This window comes from Marinobacter sp. NFXS9 (assembly GCF_040148665.1).
In the GTDB taxonomy this organism is placed as follows: domain Bacteria; phylum Pseudomonadota; class Gammaproteobacteria; order Pseudomonadales; family Oleiphilaceae; genus Marinobacter_A; species Marinobacter_A mangrovi.
Window position 1 is genome coordinate 281,170 of record NZ_JAGDDW010000002.1, and the last position, 14,156, is coordinate 295,325.

Below are 14,156 nucleotides of genomic sequence, written 5' to 3' on the forward strand. Positions count from 1 at the left end.
GAAACTGAGTACAAGAGTAAGGACAAGGCGGAGGCAATCATGGCCAAATCAACCGTTCTGATCGTCGAGGATGATCGTGACCTGCGCGAGGCGCTGGTGACGACGCTGGAGCTGGCGAAATTCAAGGTACGTGAAGCCGACTCCGCCGAACAGGCGCTGCAGCGGCTGGCGGACGGCCCCGTCGATATCGTGGTGAGCGACGTCAACATGCCCGGCAAGTCCGGTCATGACCTGCTGTCGGACGTCCAGCGACTGTATCCGGGGCTGCCGATGATGCTGATTACCGCCTATGGCCAGATCAGCGACGCGGTGGCCGCGATGCAGGCCGGCGCCATCGATTACCTGGTCAAGCCGTTCGAGCCACAAGTGCTGGTGGAAGCCGTCAGTCGGGTGGTGGGCGGCGATGGCTCCCGTCGCAAGGACGAGCCGGTAGCGGAAGATCCGGTCAGCCAGCGTATGTTTCAGTTGGCCCGCAAAGTAGCCGCCAGTGATTCGACGGTGATGATCTCCGGCGAGAGCGGGACGGGTAAGGAAGTGCTGGCTCGCTATATCCATCAGTATTCCTCGCGGGCGGATCAGCCGTTCGTGGCGATCAACTGTGCGGCTATCCCGGAAAACATGCTGGAAGCGATCCTGTTTGGTCACGAGAAAGGGGCCTTTACAGGCGCCCACGCCTCATCGCCGGGCAAATTCGAGCAGGCCAACGGCGGCACGTTGCTGCTGGACGAGATTTCCGAAATGGACATGGGCTTGCAGGCCAAGCTGCTGAGGGTTCTGCAGGAAAGAGAGGTGGAGCGCGTCGGCGGTCGCAAGCCGATCCGGCTGGATGTGCGCGTGCTGGCCACCACCAACCGTGACCTGGCGGATTATGTCCGCGAAGGCAAATTCCGGGAAGACCTTTACTATCGCCTGAGCGTCTTCCCGATGCAGTGGCAGCCGCTGCGCGAGCGCCCGCGGGACATTATGCCCCTGGCGCGCCACCTGCTGAAGTCCCACAGTCGCAAGATGAAGCTGACCGGCATCAGTTTCAGCCGCGATGCCGAACAGGCCCTGCGCCATCACAGCTGGCCGGGCAACGTTCGTGAGCTGGACAATGCCATCCAGCGGGCGTTGGTGCTGCTTCAGGGGCAAGACATCGTCGCCGACGATCTGTGTCTGGACATGGGCATTACCGGACTGAGTCCCCGCACCGTGCCAACCCCGCCGCAACCGGTGGTTGAAGAACCGCCGCTGCCGGTCAGTGAGCCGCTCCAGACGGAAATGACCGAAGCAGAGGCCGAGTCCGGTTCATTGGGGCAGGACCTCAAACAACGTGAATTCCGCATCATCATCGATGCGCTCAAGCGTGAGCGCGGCCGCCGGAATCGCGCCGCCGAGCAGTTGGGCATCAGTCCCCGCACGCTGCGCTACAAGCTGGCCCAAATGCGTGATTTCGGTATCGACCTCGACGCGGAGCTGGCCACAGCCTGATCCGCATTGTGAACCCCTGATTGACTCCTGCGTTAACTCCTTCGTCTGGCACCTTCGGGTGCCACTTTTTTGTTACCGGTCCGTCGGTCCTTCGGCACTGCTGCCTGGCGCCAGTCAATTATTTGGCAAGGTTCCGGTAACAATATCGAAAACTCTACTTATCCTTATGAAAATTAACGTTATTTATGGTTTGGCCCGAGCTTTGCTTTAAATTCTCCAGCAATGACTGATCAACGCGAACCGGTTTGCTGTCAGGCGCAACCGGCGAGGAGAGAGCACCATGGTTCAACGGGCCGACATCAACAACGTCCTTTCCGAGATTCGTTCTCTGCGCTCGCAGATGATGCAGAATCAGCGGGTCGAGCAGGAGAACCAGCTCAAGGGTTCCCTCGACAGTGTCCGCAAGCCCAATGGTCCCAGCGAAACCCAGGAAGCCCCGGGGTTTGGTGACATGCTCAAGCAGGCCGTAGATGGCGTGAACGAGCTGCAGTCCAACTCCACGCAAATGGCCACAGCCTACGAGCAGGGCGATCCCAATGTGGATATTGCCCGGGTTATGATTGCCTCGCAGAAAGCCTCGGTCTCTTTCGAAGCCCTGACTCAGGTCCGCAACCGCGTGGTGCAGGCCTATGAAGACATCATGAACATGCCGGTCTGATAGCGGAGCAGAACCATGGCCAGTGCAGCCGCCGAAGTAACAACATCCAATACACCGGCAACGACCGACGCCGGCAATGAAAGCCAGAGCGATCTCCTGTTCGGCTTCAATCGCCTGACCCTGCTGCGCCAGATTGGCCTGATGGTGGGGCTGGCAGCCAGCGTCGCGCTGGGCGTCGCGGTGGTACTCTGGGCCCAGGAGCCCAACTACCAACCGGTATTGGGGGATCTGTCCAGTTACAACACCCAGGAAGTCACCAATATCCTGGATCAGTCCGGTATCGACTATCACATGGAGCCCCGTACCGGTGCGCTCCTGGTCGCCTCGGATGACGTCTATAACGCCCGCCTCAAGCTGGCTGCCGCTGGCGTCACCGACGAGAAAACCGTCGGTTATGAACTGCTCGACAAGGAGCAGGGGCTGGGCACGTCCCAGTTCATGGAAACCATCAGCTACCGCCGCGGCCTGGAAGGGGAGCTGGCGCGTACCATTTCCAGTATGAGCAACGTCCACGGGGCGCGTGTCCATCTGGCGATTCCCAAGCGTTCCGTCTTTGTCCGGGATGCCCGTGAACCGTCGGCGTCTGTCTTCCTGGAGGTCTACTCCGGCCGGCGCCTGTCAGACGAGCAAATTTCCGCCGTCGTCAACCTCGTGGCCGGCAGCGTGCCGGAAATGAAGCGGGAGCACGTCACCGTTGTGGATCAGAACGGCAACCTGCTGACCAATGATGACGAGGACAGCGACGCCAAGCAGATGCAGGACCAGTATGAATACGCGTCCCGCATCGAGGACAAGCTCAACAAGCGGGTCGCCAGTATTCTGGCGCCGGTGGTGGGCGACGACCGCTTCCGCGCCGAAGTCTCGGCGGATCTGGATTTCTCCAACGTGGAGAAGGCCCAGGAACTCTACAACCCCGAACAGCGGGCCATCCGGTCCGAGCGGAAGATGAGCGAGCAGCGGGCGGCGGGGACTCAGGGCGGGATTCCGGGTGCGCTCAGCAATCAGCCGCCAGGCAATGCGACGGCACCGGAAGTGGCCAGCAACAACCAGGCCCAGCAGAATCAGCAGAACGGTCAGGGTCAGCAGGGGCAGCAGAACCAGCAGCAAAGTACGCCGGTTAACGTCCGCACCGAGTCGACCAAGAACTATGAGATGGACCGTTCCGTCAGCTACATTCGCCAGGAGCAGGGCACGGTCCAGCGTCTGACCGTTGCCGTGGCCGTGGACGACAAGCGGGTGGTCAATCCCGACACCGGCGAAGTCAGCTACCAGCCCTGGTCGGAGCAGGAGTTGCAGCGCCTGACCCTGCTGGTGCGGGATGCGGTAGGTTACTCGGCGGCCCGTGGTGACAGTGTTACCGTCATGAATACGGCGTTTGCGCCGGAGCAGCAGGTGGCCTTTGAAAAACCGGGCTTCTGGGAGCAGCCCTGGTTCTGGGATCTGATGAAGCAGGTGCTGGCGGGTTTGGTGATCCTGATCCTGGTCCTTGGTCTGCTGCGCCCGACCCTGAAGAGCCTGTCCGGCGCCGGTCGCAGCGAGCGTGACCGGTCACTGGGTTCGGACGATTACGACAGCCTGCAGGGTATCGAAGGTGACGACGCCCTGCGCAGCGCTATGGATCGCAGCGACGACCTCCTTTTGCCTGGTGCGACAGATAGCTATGATAAGCAACTGAACGCATTGAAAGGCGTGATTTCGGAAGACCCGGCCCGGGTCGCCCAGGTCATGCGCCAGTGGGTAAACGTGGATGACTGACGACAACGCAGCGCAAAACCAGCCGGCCAAAGAACAGACCAAGCCGATGCGCAAGATTCCCCGGGTGGAGCAGGCGGCGATCCTGCTGATGAGTCTGGGTGAAGCGGATGCTGCGCAGATCCTCAAGCATATGGGGCCCAAGGAGGTCCAGCGCGTGGGGGTCGCCATGGCCCAGATGAAGGACGTCAGCCGAGAAGAGGTCAAGTACGTGCTGGACCAGTTCGTCGACGCCGTGGGCGGGCAAACCGGTCTGGGCGTGGGCAACGACGACTACATCCGGGCGATGCTGACCCAGGCGCTGGGCGACGACAAAGCCTCCAGTCTGATTGACCGGATCCTGATCGGCGGCAACACCACCGGCCTGGACACGCTGAAGTGGATGGAGCCGCGGGCGGTGGCGGACATCATTCGCTACGAGCATCCGCAGATCCAGGCCATCGTCGTGTCCTACCTCGATCCGGACCAGGCCGCCGAAATCCTCGCCACGCTGGACGACAAGGTCCGGCTGGACGTCCTGATGCGGGTAGCCTCGCTGGAAAGCGTCCAGCCCCAGGCCCTGCAGGAACTCAACGACATCCTCGAGAAACAGTTCTCCGGCGGGTCCACCACCCAAACCAGCCGGATTGGCGGGGTCAAGCGGGCGGCTGATATCATGAACTTCATGGACCGCAGCGTCGAAGGCAACCTGATGGATTCCATCAAGGATATGGATCCGGACCTGGCGTCGACCATCGAAGACCTGATGTTCGTCTTTGACAACCTCAAGGATATCGATGACCGGGGCATTCAGGCCCTGCTGCGCGAAGTCTCTTCCGAAGTCCTGGTCGTGGCACTCAAGGGCGCCGATGACGAGGTCAAGGACAAGATCTTCAAGAACATGTCCAAACGCGCGTCGGAGCTGCTGGCGGATGACCTGGAGGCCAAGGGGCCGGTCCGCGTCAGCGAAGTGGAAGCGGCGCAGAAAGACATTATCACCATTGCCCGCCGAATGGCTGAAGCGGGTGAAATCACCCTCGGCGGTTCCGGCGAAGAAATGATGTAATGAAACACAAGGGCCATCGTGATCGAATTCCTTCCGAAGAGCTGACCGCTTACGAGCGTTGGGAGCTCCCACTGCTTGATGAAAAAGGCAATATGGTGGCGCATTCCCGGGAGGAGGATCGCAACGTCAAACCGCTGACGGCTGCCGACCTGGAAGCCATCCGCAAGGAGGCCTGGGAAGACGGTCAGAAAGAGGGGCAGGAAGCCGGCCACGAGGAAGGCCTGACCCGCGGTCGGGAAGCCGGCCACCAGGAAGGATTCCAGCAGGGGCTGGACGAGGGGCGCGCCCAGGGCCGCGAAGAAGCGCTGCAGCAGACCCGTGAAGAGGTGGAGACCCGGCTGAAGCAGCTCGAAGCTATCATGGCCGATCTTGTGGATCCCATCCATCGCCATGAGGACGAGCTGGAAACGGCCCTGTTCAATCTCAGCACCGTATTGGCCCGTGCGGTGGTCTATCGGGAGTTGCAAACCGATTCGTCCCAGATCCGCACCGTGGTCCGCGAAGCTGTAGCCAGCCTGCCGTCCACCCAGGACAACGTACGTATTCGCGTCAATCCGTCGGACCTGGAATGGGTCCGGGATGTGGCCGGTCGTCTGGAAGCCGAAGCCAGTGTCGTCGAAGACGAGACCATCCTGGCCGGCGGCTGTAAGGTGGAAACCCGCCACAGCCTGGTGGATTTCACGGTGGAGAAACGCTTCCAGAAAGCGGTCCAGCGCATGCTGGATCAGCAACTGGACAGTGACGAGCCCGGTGACAGCGTCGAGCTGGATGCCATGATGGGCGACCTGACGGATTTCCATCGCGACGTGCTGGAAACCGGCAACGCCGATGACCAGACAGCGCCCGGCCAGACCGACACGGACACCGAGACCGACCGCGGGGAGGATGACCGTGACGAGCACTCTGGCTGACCGCCTCAACCGACTCCAGGATTACCTGCCACCGCAGATCGAACCGGAGCTGTCCGGACGCCTGACCCGTATGGTCGGGCTGACGCTGGAATGCGTCGGCTGCCCGATGGTGGTGGGCGATCGCTGCGTGATCCAGGGGCAGGGCATCGGCAGTGTTGAGGCGGAGGTGGTCGGTTTCGAGGATGACCGCGTCTACCTGATGCCACTGACCGCCATCGAGGGGCTGAGACCCGGCGCCCGTGTTGTGCCGCTGTCTTCGGCGAGCCGGGTGCCGGTGGGCCCCGAGCTACTGGGTCGGGTGATCAATGGCTCCGGCGTGCCGCTGGACGGTGGCGGTCCCCTGCGGGCCGAAGCCCAGGTGGGCCTGGCCGGCGAAATCATCAATCCCCTACATCGTGCTCCGGTCCGGCAGAGCCTGGACGTCGGGATTCGTGCCATCAATTCGCTGCTGACAGTCGGCCAGGGCCAGCGCCTGGGGTTGTTCGCCGGCAGTGGCGTGGGCAAGAGTATGCTGTTGGGCATGATGACCCGGTTCACCGACGCGGACATCACCGTCGTTGGCCTGATCGGCGAACGGGGCCGTGAGGTGAAGGAGTTCATTGAAGACATTCTCGGCGAGGAAGGGCTGGCCCGTTCCGTGGTCGTGGCTTCGCCGGCAGACGATTCGCCCCTGATGCGCCTCCGCGCCGCCATGCTGACCACGCGAATTGCCGAGTATTTCCGTGACCGGGGCAAACGCGTCCTGCTGCTGATGGACTCGCTGACCCGTTACGCCCAGGCCCAGCGGGAAATTGCTCTGGCAGTGGGCGAGCCACCGGCGACCAAGGGTTATCCGCCTTCGGTCTTTGCCAAGCTGCCCCAGTTGGTGGAGCGAACAGGTAACGGTAAGCCCGGTGGCGGCTCGATTACCGCGTTCTACACCGTACTGACCGAAGGCGATGACCAGCAGGATCCGATAGCCGACGCGGCCCGGGCGATCCTGGACGGCCACATTGTGCTGTCCCGCTCGCTGGCGGAAGAGGGGCATTATCCGGCCATAGATGTGGAAGCCTCGGTCAGCCGGGTCATGCCCCAGGTGACGGCCAACGAGCACTTCCGCAAGGCCCAGGAATTCAAGCAGGTTTTCGCCCGCTACCAGCAGGCGCGGGACCTGATCAGCGTCGGTGCCTACGTCAAAGGGTCGGATCCGGAGACCGATTACGCCATCGAGCGCATCGACGACATGCGTGCCTTCCTGCGCCAGGGGCTGAAAGAGAGCGCACCCTATCAGGCCAGTGTTGACCGGTTGCAGGAGGTGTTGCCCAATCGCAAGAACCGGGCACCGGAACCGCCGCAGCAGGGTAACGTATGAAACCGCGGTCCGAGCGGCTTGAAGTGGTCCTGTCGCTGGAGCAGCGCCGCGAGGACCAGGCGCTGGATGGGCTGAACCGGGCGCGACAACACCTGCAGCAGCAACAGCATCAGTTGGATGAGCTGCGCCGCTATCAGGCCGACTACCGGGACCAGATGCGCCGTGGTCAGCAAGGGGTGGTGTCGGTGACCAAACTGCAGGGCTGGCAGGCGTTTATTGCCCAGCTCGATCAGGCCATCGTGTCCCAGGAACAGCAGGTCCGCAAAGCCGTTGAAGTGTTTGAAAAGGCACGGGATGTCTGGCGCGAGGCTTATGAACGTCGCAAGGGGATGGCGCGTCACATTGAAGCCTGCCGGGCTCAGGAACAGCGCCAGCAGGACCTGCGTGACCAGAAGCAGGCCGACGAAGCCGCCAATCGAATGCACGCCCGACGCCGTTTGACGTGATCCGTCGGGGAATCCACTTTAAATTTACGCATGCATTTTGCAGAGTTTTGGCTATCCTCAATGCCGTGGAATAATCAAAAATGAGTTCGGATACATCCCGGACACTCGGCGTAAAGGACATACCCGGGGCAGGGCCGCAGACGCCATTCAATGGTGCCGCGCCCGATTCAGACCCGCTGGCTCAAGCATTGACGGAGGACACCGCATGGCCATTCACACGCGGCGAAGCGAAGACGGTCGCACGCTGATTATCAGTATCGATGGACGCTTCGACTTCAGTTCCCATCAAAGTTTCCGCGATGCCTACGAGCACGATGACCAGGACGTCAGCGATTACGTCATCGACATGTCCGAAACGACCTATCTGGACAGCTCCGCGCTGGGCATGCTCCTGTTGTTGCGGGATTACGCCGGTGGCGATGCCGGTCGGGTCCGCATCGAAAACTGCAACAGCGACGTAAGACGGATTCTCAGTATTTCCAATTTCGAGCAGCTGTTCTCCATCAAGTAGACGGGAAGAGGCGTTACGTTGGATGAGGTGCAAAGGGACGCGCAGGCGCTGCGCATCCTGATTGCCGATGACAGCGAAAGCGACCGCCTGATTCTCAGTACCATGGTTCGGCGTCAGGGTCATGACGTCATGACGGCTGCTGATGGTATCGAAGCGGTGGAATGCTTTCGGCGTTTCCAGCCCCAGATCGTGTTGCTGGATGTGATGATGCCGCGCATGGATGGTATGGATGCGGCACGCCATATCAAGGCGCTGGCGGGCGAATCGCTGGTGCCTGTCATTTTCCTGACGTCCCTGTCCGACGCCGATGCCCTGGCCCGCTGTCTGGAGGCCGGTGGTGACGACTTTCTCTCCAAGCCCTACAACCGCATCATCATTGAAGCCAAGATCAACGCCTTTAATCGCATGCGGGTGATGCACCGGACCCTGAGCCAGCAGCGGGACGTGATTCGTGCCCACAACCAGCGACTGGTCAACGAGCAGAATATTGCCAAACGGGTTTTCGACAATGTCGCCCACACCGGCTGCCTGGATGCGCCGAATATCCGCTACCATGCCTCGCCCATGTCGGTGTTCAACGGCGACATCCTGTACGCCTGTCCGCGTCCGTCCGGCGGCATGAATATCCTGATTGGCGATTTCACCGGTCATGGCCTGCCGGCCGCTATCGGGGCCATGCCGGTGGCCGAGATTTTCTACGGCATGACCAGCAAGGGCTTCCTCAGCGGCGATATCCTGCGCGAGATCAACCAGAAGCTGTGGCGCATCATGCCCAAGGACATGTTCTGTTGCGCCGCCTTTATCGAACTCGACTTCCATCTGGGTAATCTCAGCATCTGGAATGGCGGCCTGCCCTGTGGCTTCCTGCTGCGTCGGGGAGAGACCGTCGAGCGACTGGCCTCGGCCCACCTGCCTTTGGGGGTCGTCGCGGCGGAACGCTTCAGCGTGGACGTGGTCCGCTACAAGGTCGAGGAAGGGGACACGGTCCTGTTTGCCACCGATGGGGTTCCTGAAGCCATGAACGCCGAGGGCGAGATGTTCGGTGAGACCCGGCTGGAGGCCGCCGTTGCCGGCACGTCCGACGACCAGTCGGTGCTGGATGCCGTGTTGCGGGCCGTGGCCCGGTTCACCGGTGCTGAGGAATACAGCGATGATCTGACGGTGCTGACCGTCGATGTGGTGCCGCCTGCAGACGTTGAAGAACTGCCGTTGCGGGTCACCCAGTCGGCCCTGAGCGGGCCGGCCACCTGGTCCTGCGAGTATGAGGTAACCGGCGAAACGCTGGCCCAGTTCAATCCTCTGCCGCTGTTGCTGCACATCTGTATGGAGGTGCCCGGTCTGCGCCGGCGGGGTGGCGAGGTGTACACGGTGCTGGCGGAGCTCTATACCAATGCCCTGGAACATGGGGTGCTGGGGCTGCCGTCTGTATGGAAGAATTCGCTGGAAGGGTTCGGCCAGTATTATGCCGAGCGCGAACGCCGCCTGCGAACGGTGGGGGACCATGCGGTGTTGTTCCGGCTCGAGCACAAGACCGGCCGGAAAGGCGGAGAGTTGCGGGTGGTGTGCCGGGATAGTGGCGTGGGCTTCAACTATACTGAGCAGACACAAAGGACCGTCCCTGAGGCCGGGTACGCCGGCCGCGGGCTGGCGTTGCTGCGACAGCTGTGTGGCTCGCTGACGCACCACGGCACGGGCAATGAAGTGGAGGCGGTCTATCGCTGGACGTTCGATCCCGACGAATCGGAACAACACACGGGTTGAACCGGGATGACGGAGCAGGCAGTGTAGCCGACCTTCGTTGGCGGCGCGTTCCCGAGGGGACACGTCCGGGGCGTCGTTGAGGGATGCCCGCTGATCCAAGCTGGACAAGGTGATCCGCCGGTCAAGCCGCAGGCCCGGCCGGATGACAAGGAGACAAACATGAACGACAAGCCACATCTGGACGATGACGCGCTTGCGGAACTTCAGGAGGTTATGGAAGGCGAGTTCGACGTGCTGATCAGGACGTACCTGAGCGACTCGTCGGAACGGTTGACTGCACTGAGATCGGCACTCAGTGATCGTGACGCCGACGCCTTCACCCGATCCGCCCACAGCTTCAAGGGAAGCTGTATCAACATCGGTGCGCCGCGTCTGGGCGCCTTGTGCGCCGACGCAGAACTGGCGGGTAAGGAAGAACGCATCGATGATGCCCGCCATGTTCTGGATGATATGCAGAGCGAATTCGCGACCGTCCGCGAGCTGCTGGAACGCACCCTGATGCGGTGATGCCGGAGACGGTCGATCTGGTCCCTGTGCCGGCGGCCCAACACGCCTGGGCGGGCGTCACTCGGCTGGCTTATGCCCACTCCCTAAAATCTGGCACTTTAATTGCTCTAGTCCCTGCAACACTGTTTGATTGATGCCTAGCGGCAAGAGGTTGCCATGTCCGGACTGGTGCTTAACCCCGCATCGCCCACACCCGATAAAATGTTGGAACGATCCTCGTCGGCTGGAGACACCGAGCGTTCCGGAGAAGCATTTGAGGAAGTCTCCAACCGCGAGCAGTCGCGCCTGGAACAGAAAGAAGCGCAGCAAGAGCGGGCCCAGCGCCGTGCCGAAGACGAGCGCCTGCAGGAAAAACGGGCTGAGCGGGTCGATGCCAAAGAGCGCCAGGAAGAAACCGCCCGCGCGGATAAGGCCGAAGAGCAGAGACGCTCCGATGACGCCAGGGATGCCAAGGGTCAAGAGGCCGATACCGCCGACGATGACAAGTCGGTCGCGGAAGGCCAGGCCGACAAGAACGGGAAAACGGCGTCTAAGGATGACAAGGACGGCAAGGATCAGAAAGACGACAAGCGGAAAGACGATGCCGCTGCCCCGATGCTCTTCTCCATGCCGACCAACGTGAAGGTGGAAACGACCAAGACGGCCGCCGCCGATGGCCCGTCGCCCCTCTCGTCCGCTTCACAGAATCCACTGCAGGGGCTTTCCCTCAAATCGCTGGCCCAGGGGGCGTCAGGCAACAGCGCTCAGGATGGGAACAGTGACGGCCTGGGTGCCGGTAAGTCAGACGCGGTCAGCACGCTGCTGGGTAAGAACGTTGCCGCGGATGGCAAGGCCCTGGATTTTTCCGCCCAACTGAGCCGCTTGCAGGGGGACAGCAACGCCCAAACCTCGGTGCCCAATAACGCCACCGGCTTGCAGCGGGGGCTGGAAGGTCGCGAGACCATGGCGCCCCTGAAAAGCTATTCCACCAGCATTGATCTGCCGGTTCAGCACGCCGAGTGGGGTGACAAGATCGCTGGCAAGCTGGCCTGGCTCACCAGTCAGCGCATGTCCGCTGCGGAAATCCATGTGACCCCGCCGGACATGGGGCCGTTGGAGGTCCGGGTCCAGGTGCACCACGACCAGGCCCAGGTGACGGTCCACGCCACCCATGCTGCCGTCCGTGACCAGTTGGAACTGAACGGCCACCGTCTGCGTGACATGCTGCAGGAGAACGGGCTGAACCTGGATCGCTTTGAAGTGTCCGCTGACACGGCGGACCAGGGTGCCCAGCAGCAACTGCAGCAGGACGATGAGAGTGGCGGCCATGGCGGTGGCAGCCTTGCCGGTGAGGGTGACGAACTGTCGGCTGACGAATCCGGCACGCTTGCCAGCGGTCAGCTTGATCTGAGCTGGCGTGGTGAAGTGGATCTTTACGCCTGACCGTCCGGTCAGGCTGGCTTTCTCCTTCCGCCCATCGCGACGACGCTTCCGTCAGCCCCTCTTCAGAATGCCCGGAACGCGTGTTCGTGGTTTATGTCTCCGCGTCCAGACGCTAAACTTCTGTTTTCCAAAAGAACTGACTGGAGCGGCAGGATTGGCCTGTTCCTTGCTGCTAATCTCTCCAGGCAGCGTGATACGACAATAATCTGACTGTAGGACTTATGGCGGAAAATACCGAGCAAGCCCCGGCGGGTGGGGGTAAAGGCAAGCTGAAGCTGATCATCGGCCTTGTCCTGATCATTGTTCTGGCGGTGGGGTTGTCGGTGGCCGGCACGCTCTGGTTCCTGAAATCCGATGACGGTGCCGCCGCCGATGAAGCGGCTGCTGACGAGACGGCCGAGCCGGCATTCCAGCCCAGCCACTACTATTCCATCACCAAACCGTTTGTGGTCACGCTGTCCACGGACGGGCGCCAGCGTTATATGCAGATCTTCCTGGCGCTGCAAAGTCGCAACCAGGGGGCGCTGGACGTCGCGCAGGCCAACATGCCGCTGATCCGAAGCCGATTGCTGACCCTGTTTGGCGGGCAGGATTTCCAGGCCATGCAGACGCCGGAAGGCAAGGAAAAGCTGTTGCAGGAAACACTGGACACGATCAACGGCATCCTGGCAGAGGAAGGCGGCGAGCCGATCGACCATGTCCTTTTTGAAAATTTTGTGTTGCAGTAGCGATGACTGATTGTGGCCGATTGACTAATCTCGAGGTCGGATAGGGACTATGCAGGACTTACTCTCACAAGACGAGATCGACGCGCTCCTGCACGGCGTTGATGACGGCGATGTCGACACCTATGACGACGTCGACGATACCGGCGTCAAGAATTACGACCTGGCCAGCCAGGATCGGATCGTGCGCGGCCGGATGCCGACGCTCGAGATGATCAACGAACGATTTGCCCGTTACACCCGCATCAGTCTGTTCAACATGCTGCGCCGCAACGCCGACGTCTCCACTGGCGGCGTGCAGATCATGAAATTCGGCGAGTACATCCACACGCTGTACGTGCCCACCAGCCTCAACCTGGTCAAGATGCGCCCGCTGCGCGGCACAGCCCTGTTTATTCTCGACGCCAAGCTGGTCTTCAAGTTGGTGGATAACTTCTTTGGCGGTGAAGGGCGGCACGCCAAGATCGAGGGCCGCGAATTCACGCCCACCGAGACCCGCATCGTGCAGATGATGCTCGATCAGGTCTTCAAGGACATGCGCGAGGCGTGGAATGCCGTCCTGAAGATGGATTTCGAGTACCTCAGCTCCGAGGTCAATCCGGCGATGGCCAACATCGTCAGCCCCAGTGAAGTGGTGGTGATCAGCACGTTCCATATCGAGCTGGACGGCGGCGGTGGTGAACTTCACATGGCCCTGCCGTATTCCATGATCGAACCGATCCGGGATGTGCTGGACGCGGGTGTCCAGAGTGATATCGACGAAGTCGATGAACGCTGGGTCAATGCCCTCCAGGAAGACATCAAGGCCGTGAACGTTCCGGTCAATGCCACAGTCTGCCGACGCCGGATGTCGTTGCGGGAAATCGCCAAACTCAAGGCAGGCGATGTGATTCCGGTGGAACTGGAAGACGAGCTGACGGTAACGGCTAACGGCATTCCAATATATCAGGCCCAAATGGGTACCCGCGACGGGAATCTGGCGCTGCGGGTCACCCGTCGCATGAACCGGCCCAAAGTGAAGAAGCAACTGAAGGTGAACAGGCATGGCTGAAGACGACAACAAGAAAGAGGGGCAGGAGATGAGCGAAGACGAAAAGCTCGCTGCCGAGTGGGAAGCCGCCATGTCCGAATCCGGCGATGATGCGGCTGACGGCGAAACCGCTGCCGAAGACGGCGGTGAGCGCGACGACGAATGGGCGGCCGCCATGGCGGAGGCCGGTGCCAGTGAAGAGGATGTGAAAGCTGCACCGATGGAAGAGTTCGGCCAGGAAAGTGCGATCTCGGAAACCGGCACGGGTCCGGCTCCGGATCTGGATGTCATCCTGGATATTCCGGTGACCATCTCCATGGAGGTGGGGAACACCCAGATCCCCATTCGTAACCTGCTGCAGCTCAACCAGGGGTCGGTGATCGAGCTGGACCGGTTGGCGGGCGAACCGCTGGACGTGTTGGTCAACGGCACCCTCATCGCCCATGGTGAGGTGGTCATGGTGAACGAGAAATTCGGTATTCGCCTGACGGATGTCATCAGTCCGGGCGAGCGCATCAAGCGACTGTCAAAATAAGAAAGCCTGACCCCCGGCCCGGCCGATGGCCC

14 protein-coding genes are annotated in these 14,156 nt (G+C 61.4%); all 14 read left to right on the forward strand.

Annotated features, from left to right (window positions below; translation table 11 throughout):
• Positions 1–39 precede the first annotated feature (39 nt).
• The 14 genes from J3364_RS04890 to fliN all read left to right on the forward strand — a co-directional run bounded on the left by J3364_RS04890 (position 40) and on the right by fliN (position 14,124).
• Positions 40–1,470: a sigma-54-dependent transcriptional regulator gene (locus J3364_RS04890; protein WP_349557218.1), complete on the forward strand. Its 1,431-nt coding sequence runs from the start codon at positions 40–42 to the stop codon at positions 1,468–1,470.
• Between the two features lie 280 nt (positions 1,471–1,750).
• Positions 1,751–2,128: a flagellar hook-basal body complex protein FliE gene (gene fliE / locus J3364_RS04895; protein WP_349557220.1), complete on the forward strand. Its 378-nt coding sequence runs from the start codon at positions 1,751–1,753 to the stop codon at positions 2,126–2,128.
• Positions 2,129–2,143: 15 nt separating this feature from the next.
• Positions 2,144–3,883, forward strand: coding sequence for a flagellar basal-body MS-ring/collar protein FliF (fliF, locus tag J3364_RS04900; RefSeq protein WP_349557221.1), 1,740 nt, complete (start codon positions 2,144–2,146; stop codon positions 3,881–3,883).
• A gap of 46 nt (positions 3,884–3,929) precedes the next feature.
• Positions 3,930–4,925, forward strand: a complete 996-nt coding sequence (fliG, locus tag J3364_RS04905; RefSeq protein WP_236012011.1) for a flagellar motor switch protein FliG — start codon at positions 3,930–3,932, stop codon at positions 4,923–4,925.
• On the forward strand, positions 4,925–5,836 hold the full coding sequence (locus J3364_RS04910) for a flagellar assembly protein FliH (RefSeq protein WP_349557223.1): 912 nt from the start codon (positions 4,925–4,927) through the stop codon (positions 5,834–5,836). The genes fliG and J3364_RS04910 overlap by 1 nt, the downstream gene beginning before the upstream one ends.
• Positions 5,817–7,187: a flagellar protein export ATPase FliI gene (fliI, locus tag J3364_RS04915; protein ID WP_349557225.1), complete on the forward strand. Its 1,371-nt coding sequence runs from the start codon at positions 5,817–5,819 to the stop codon at positions 7,185–7,187. Before J3364_RS04910 ends, fliI begins: the two co-directional genes overlap by 20 nt.
• Positions 7,184–7,633 carry a flagellar export protein FliJ gene (fliJ, locus tag J3364_RS04920; protein WP_349557227.1) on the forward strand — a complete coding sequence of 150 codons (450 nt, stop codon included), beginning with the start codon at positions 7,184–7,186 and terminating at the stop codon, positions 7,631–7,633. The genes fliI and fliJ overlap by 4 nt, the downstream gene beginning before the upstream one ends.
• 205 nt (positions 7,634–7,838) lie before the next feature.
• Positions 7,839–8,144, forward strand: a complete 306-nt coding sequence (locus J3364_RS04925) for an STAS domain-containing protein (RefSeq protein ID WP_131477894.1) — start codon at positions 7,839–7,841, stop codon at positions 8,142–8,144.
• A gap of 18 nt (positions 8,145–8,162) precedes the next feature.
• The gene (locus tag J3364_RS04930; protein WP_502882472.1) at positions 8,163–9,905 is read left to right on the forward strand and encodes an ATP-binding SpoIIE family protein phosphatase; all 1,743 of its coding nucleotides are present in this window, start codon (positions 8,163–8,165) and stop codon (positions 9,903–9,905) included.
• 159 nt (positions 9,906–10,064) lie between these two features.
• Positions 10,065–10,412, forward strand: coding sequence for an Hpt domain-containing protein (locus tag J3364_RS04935; protein ID WP_349557229.1), 348 nt, complete (start codon positions 10,065–10,067; stop codon positions 10,410–10,412).
• A gap of 156 nt (positions 10,413–10,568) precedes the next feature.
• A complete protein-coding gene (locus tag J3364_RS04940) occupies positions 10,569–11,834 on the forward strand; it encodes a flagellar hook-length control protein FliK (RefSeq protein ID WP_349557231.1) in 1,266 nt (421 codons plus the stop codon).
• A 221-nt stretch (positions 11,835–12,055) separates the two neighbouring features.
• Entirely contained in the window at positions 12,056–12,562 is a 507-nt protein-coding gene (locus J3364_RS04945; RefSeq protein ID WP_349557233.1) for a flagellar basal body-associated FliL family protein, read from the forward strand.
• Between the two features lie 49 nt (positions 12,563–12,611).
• Entirely contained in the window at positions 12,612–13,610 is a 999-nt protein-coding gene (gene fliM / locus J3364_RS04950) for a flagellar motor switch protein FliM (protein WP_349557235.1), read from the forward strand.
• On the forward strand, positions 13,603–14,124 hold the full coding sequence (gene fliN / locus J3364_RS04955; RefSeq protein ID WP_349557237.1) for a flagellar motor switch protein FliN: 522 nt from the start codon (positions 13,603–13,605) through the stop codon (positions 14,122–14,124). The genes fliM and fliN overlap by 8 nt, the downstream gene beginning before the upstream one ends.
• The last annotated feature ends 32 nt before the right edge of the window (positions 14,125–14,156 follow it).